The organism is Microbacterium sp. (assembly GCF_051953575.1).
Classification (GTDB): Bacteria; Actinomycetota; Actinomycetes; order Actinomycetales; family Microbacteriaceae; genus Microbacterium.
This window is the reverse complement of sequence record NZ_JBQCIP010000263.1, coordinates 1-4,603: the sequence shown is the minus strand read 5'-3', so window position 1 is coordinate 4,603 and position 4,603 is coordinate 1. Positions and strand designations below refer to the sequence as shown.

Sequence of the window (4,603 nt, the reverse complement as noted above, 5' to 3'; positions counted from 1 at the left end):
GACCGACGAAGAGCTCGAGATCGCCCGACAGACCCTCAGCGTCTCCCGCCCGTAACCTGCTCCCCGTACCCTGAAGCCCATGGACGCGCTACCCGATCTCACCGTCTACGACGCCGTGCTGTTCGACCTCGACGGTGTACTCACCCCGACCGCCGAAGTGCACATGCACGCGTGGCAGACGATGTTCGAAGAGCTCTTCGCCGCGTGGGGCATCACGCCGCCGTACACCGAGCGCGACTACTTCGACCATCTCGACGGCAAGAAGCGCTACGACGGCGTCGCGAGCCTGCTGCGCTCGCGCGACGTGGAGGTGCCCTGGGGCGATCCGTCCGATCCGCCGACCGCCGACACCGTCTGCGGCATCGGCAACCGCAAGAACGCCGTCTTCGAACGCGTGCTTCGCGCTGAGGGGATCGCCGCGTATCCTGGATCGCTGCGCCTGCTCGATGCGCTGGCGGAGGCCGGGACCCCGGTCGCCGTGGTCTCGAGCTCGAAGAACGCCGAAGAGGTGCTGGCGGCAGCGGGCATCCGCGACCGCTTCACGGTCGTGATGGACGGTGTGATCGCGGAGCGGGACCACCTCGCCTCCAAGCCCGCACCCGATGTGTTCGTCGAAGCCGCGCGGATGCTGGGGGTCGAGCCCGCTCGCAGCGCCGCGGTCGAAGACGCCATCAGCGGTGTGCGGTCGGCCGCCGCGGGCGGCTTCGGGCTCGTGGTGGGCGTCGACCGCGGGGTCGGGGCGCAGGACCTGGTGGATGCCGGGGCGCATGTGGTGGTGAAGGACCTGGAGGAGTTCGTACGATGATCGATCGCGATCGGTTCCCCGTCGACCCGTGGCGGCTCGTCGAGAAGTCGTTCGACGTCGACGACGCGGGCGTCACCGAGACGCTGTTCGCCGTCGGCAACGGCTACCTCGGCCTGCGCGGCAACCACCCCGAGGGGCGGTTCGCGCACGAGCACGGCACCTTCATCAACGGGTTCCACGAGACCTTCCCGATCCGCCACGCCGAGCAGGCGTACGGGTTCGCCGAGGTCGGGCAGACCATCGTCAACGCGCCCGACGCCAAGGTGATGCGCGTCTATGTCGACGACGAGCCGCTGTCGCTGGACGTCGCGGACGTGCGCGAGTACGAGCGCGTGCTGGACTTCCGCGACGGCGTCCTGCGCCGTCACATCCTCTGGATGACGCCGTCGGGCAAAGAGGTCCGGATCGAGTTCGAGCGCCTCGTCTCGTTCGAGGAGAAGCACCTCGCGGTCATGTCGGTCGAGGTCACGGTGCTGAACGCCGACGCCCCGGTGACGATCAGCTGCCAGATGATCAACCGCCAGGACGGCGAGGACGTCTACGGCGGCACCCCGCCGACGCGACGCGCGAAGGCGGCGTTCGACCCCCGAAAGGCGGAGCGCATCCAGGAGCGGGTGCTGCAGCCGCAGGAGTTCTGGCAGGACGGCACCCGCGCCGCGCTGTCGTACCGTGTCACCGAGTCGGGCATGACGCTCGCGGTCATCGCCGACCACCTGGTCGAGACCGACAACGAGTACACCGCCCGCGCGCTCGTCGAGCCCGACATCGCGAAGAACGTGTTCCGCGTGCAGGCCGAGGCGGGCGTGCCCGTGCGGGTCACCAAGCTCGTCAGCTACCACACGTCGCGGGGGGTGCCGGCCCGCGAGCTCGTCGACCGCTGCCGTCGCACCCTCGACCGCACGCTCAGCGAAGGCGTCGACGCCGTCCGCGCGCGTCAGCGCGCCTGGCTCGACGGGTTCTGGGAGCGCTCGGATGTGCGCATCGGCGGCCACGACGACCTGCAGCAGGCGACCCGGTGGTGCCTGTTCCAGCTCGCGCAGGCCGCGGCGCGCGCCGACGGGCAGGGCGTGCCCGCGAAGGGCATGACCGGATCGGGGTACTCCGGCCACTACTTCTGGGACACCGAGATCTACGTGCTCCCGTTCCTCGCGTACACGACGCCGCTGTGGGCGCGCAACGCGCTGCGCATGCGCTACCTCATGCTGCCCGCCGCGCGGCGCAGGGCGTTCCAGCTCAACGAGGCGGGCGCGCTGTTCCCGTGGCGCACCATCAACGGCGAAGAGGCCTCGGCGTACTACGCCGCCGGCACGGCGCAGTATCACATCAACGCCGACGTCAGCTTCGCGCTGGCGAAGTACGTGCGCGCCACGGGCGACGACGAGTTCCTCTACCGCGAGGGCGTCGACATCGCGGTCGAGACGGCCCGGCTGTGGGCCACGCTCGGCTTCTGGCGCTCGAGCGACGGCGTGGCCGACAGCAACGAGGCCGGCGAGGGCGAGGTGTTCCACATCCACGGCGTCACCGGGCCCGACGAATACACGACGGTCGTCAACGACAACCTGTTCACGAACGTCATGGCCCGCTTCAACCTGCGCTTCGCGGCGCGCACCGTGCGCGAGATGGCCGAGGTCGACGGCGAGGTCTACCGCCAGATGGTGGACCGCCTGGGCCTCGAACCGGGCGAGCCGGAGTCGTGGGACCGTGCCGCCGAGGCCATGCACATCCCGTTCAGCCCGAGCCTCGGCATCCATCCACAGGATCACGTGTTCCTCGAGCGCGAGGTGTGGGACCTGGAGAACACTCCCGCCGACAAGCGGCCGCTGCTGCTGCACTTCCACCCGCTGGTGATCTACCGCTACCAGGTGCTCAAGCAGGCCGACGTGGTGCTCGCCCTGTTCCTGCAGGGCAACCACTTCTCGCCCGAAGACAAGCTGGCCGATTTCGAGTACTACGACCCGCTGACCACGGGCGACTCGACGCTGTCGGCGGTCGTGCAGTCCATCCTGGCGGCCGAGGTCGGGTACCAGGACCTGGCGCTGGACTACTTCCGTCAGTCGATCTTCGTCGACCTCGCCGACCTGCATCACAACGCGTCCGACGGCGTGCACGTGGCGTCGGCGGGCGGCGTGTGGACGGCGCTGGTGTCGGGCTTCGGCGGCATGCGCGACCACTTCGGCGAGCTGTCGTTCGACCCGCGCCTGCCGGCTGCCTGGCCGTCGCTGGAGTTCACGCTCCACTGGCACGGCACGCCCCTCACCGTCACGGTGACGCGGGACGAGCTGCGCGTCACCGCGGGCGAGGGTGATCCCGTCGGCTTCAGCGTACGGGGCGTCGGATACGTCGTCGGCGAGGGCGAAGAGGTCGTCGTGCCCCTGGACGGCCAGGGGCCGGTCATCGCCGGACGCCCGACGCTGCGGCAGCTGGGCGAGGCGCGCCGCGAGGACGGCTCGCTGCTGTCGGCCTCGGTGCCGACGGTGACCTCGACGATCCCGATCATCGTGGCCGACGCCGAGCCGGCCGTTCAGGACTGACGCGTCGCCGACCCGCTTCGGTGGACGGATGCCGCCGCTCAGCCCTGAGCGGCGGCAGCGGCGCGGGCCGCTTCAGCGGCACGGGCGACCCACTTGGGCTCTTCGCCGTACCGTTGGAACGGCACGAGCCGGCCGGACGCGCTGTCGTCGATGAGCTGCATGAGCCGTCGTTCGCGCGTGGCCTCCTGCTTCGCCGACAGCACCCAGTGGACCACCTGCCGGCGGTAGGTGGGGGTGGCCGCGTCGAGGAACGCCGTCGCCGCGGCGTCGGCCGCGACACGTGCCGCCCATTCCGGCGGCAGCTCCTGCTCGGGGTTCTCATGCGAGTACACGCCGGTGCGGTCTTCGCGACGCCGTGCATAGGCGGCGAGCCCCGCCTCGGTCATGAGGCCCTGCGCGGTCAGCTGCTCGACCAGCTCGATGTTCACCTTCGACCAGTTGCTCGACGGCTTGCGGGGCGACCAGCGCTGGCGCACGGCGTCGTCGTCGATGCGCTGCGCGACAGAGTCGATCCACCCGTAGCAGAGGGCGACGGGCACCGCCTGCTCCCACGTGAGCGGGCGATCGGCGACATGCTTCTTGTAGAGGCCCATCCACAGCTCGGTGGCCGAGTCGTGGTTGGCCTCGAGCCACGCGCGGAACTCGTCGGGGCCCGAGAAGAAGACGGCCGGTCGCTCGGGGGTTCCGCCGGGGGTGCCGATCATCGCCATGCGGCGAGTCTGCCAGGCAGGACCGACATCGGCGCGGCGGCGTCGAAGCCGGTCGCGGATGCGATCCGGTGCGCCTGCCGAAGTGTCGGACCCACGCCGTAGGCTGGGGGAGTGACCACAGCCCTCTATCGCCGCTACCGGCCCGAGTCGTTCGGCGAGATGATCGGTCAGGGGCAGGTCACCGAGCCCCTGATGACGGCGCTGCGCGGCGACCGCGTCGGGCACGCGTACCTGTTCTCGGGCCCGCGCGGCTGCGGCAAGACGACCTCCGCGCGCATCCTGGCGCGCTGCCTCAACTGCGCCGAGGGTCCGACCGACGTCCCCTGCGGGAAGTGCGACAGCTGCATCGAGCTCGGCCGCGGCGGCGGCGGATCGCTCGACGTCGTCGAGATCGACGCCGCGAGCCACAACGGCGTCGACGACGCCCGAGACCTGCGCGAGCGGGCGGTGTTCGCCCCGGCCCGCGACCGGTTCAAGATCTTCATCCTCGACGAGGCGCACATGGTGACGCCGCAGGGCTTCAACGCGCTGCTCAAGCTCGTCGAAGAGCCGCCGGA

4 protein-coding genes are annotated in these 4,603 nt (G+C 70.5%); 3 read left to right on the top strand and 1 reads right to left on the bottom strand.

All coding sequences use genetic code 11. From position 1 onward, the window contains the following. The first annotated feature begins 79 nt into the window (after nucleotides 1–79). Both ACTHNQ_RS16645 and ACTHNQ_RS16640 read left to right on the top strand, forming a co-directional pair. The gene (locus tag ACTHNQ_RS16645; RefSeq protein WP_440335070.1) at nucleotides 80–805 is read left to right on the top strand and encodes an HAD family hydrolase; all 726 of its coding nucleotides are present in this window, start codon (nucleotides 80–82) and stop codon (nucleotides 803–805) included. Then, entirely contained in the window at nucleotides 802–3,336 is a 2,535-nt protein-coding gene (locus ACTHNQ_RS16640) for a glycoside hydrolase family 65 protein (RefSeq protein WP_440335069.1), read from the top strand. Before ACTHNQ_RS16645 ends, ACTHNQ_RS16640 begins: the two co-directional genes overlap by 4 nt. 38 nt (nucleotides 3,337–3,374) lie before the next feature. Here the strand turns inward: ACTHNQ_RS16640 and ACTHNQ_RS16635 are convergent, their stop codons facing one another. Next, nucleotides 3,375–4,046 (bottom strand): YdeI/OmpD-associated family protein, encoded by a 672-nt coding sequence (locus tag ACTHNQ_RS16635; RefSeq protein ID WP_440335068.1) that lies wholly within the window; start codon nucleotides 4,044–4,046, stop codon nucleotides 3,375–3,377. A gap of 111 nt (nucleotides 4,047–4,157) precedes the next feature. Here ACTHNQ_RS16635 and ACTHNQ_RS16630 point away from each other — a divergent pair. Continuing rightward, nucleotides 4,158–4,603: AAA family ATPase (locus ACTHNQ_RS16630; RefSeq protein WP_440335067.1), on the top strand; the 446-nt coding region annotated here is incomplete at its 3' end.

Coding starts and splice junctions, on each gene's coding strand:
- ACTHNQ_RS16645 (WP_440335070.1), top strand. CDS start 80: ATGGACGCGCTACCCGATCTCACCGTCTACGACGCCGTGCTGTTCGAC.
- ACTHNQ_RS16640 (WP_440335069.1), top strand. CDS start 802: ATGATCGATCGCGATCGGTTCCCCGTCGACCCGTGGCGGCTCGTCGAG.
- ACTHNQ_RS16635 (WP_440335068.1), bottom strand. CDS start 4,046: ATGGCGATGATCGGCACCCCCGGCGGAACCCCCGAGCGACCGGCCGTC.